At 67.0% G+C, this 348-nt stretch carries 1 protein-coding gene; it reads left to right on the forward strand.

The window, feature by feature from the left end; all coding sequences use genetic code 11:
* Positions 1 to 348, forward strand: a 348-nt coding sequence (locus tag AC0L15_RS33270) for a hypothetical protein (RefSeq protein WP_287250841.1), incomplete at both ends; no start/stop codon positions are given.

Raw genomic sequence — 348 nt, forward strand, 5'->3', positions numbered from 1 at the left:
GACAATCCGACCATCGCGCCGCTGCTCGCCGGAAAGATTACTGCCAAGGTCGCCGGCGATCTCGCTACCGATACCATCGTCATCGACAGCGGCTCGGTGACGAGCGAGGTACTGGACAGCGGCTTTAATGGAAGGGTCTCCCTGGCCGATGGCGCCATCGATCTCAACCTCAGGGCGGTTGCGGCTTCCGCGGCACTGCCGGCAGCAGTGCGCGGCGTGCTCGCCGAGCGGACGCAGCTCAGTGCCGCGCTGAAGCGCGACGCCAATGGCGATGTCACCGCCAACGCGATCAGGCTGGTGTCCGGCGCGCTGACCGCCGACGGGCAGGCCAGCCTTGCCGACAACAAG

The organism is Mesorhizobium sp. WSM4846 (genome assembly GCF_055811415.1).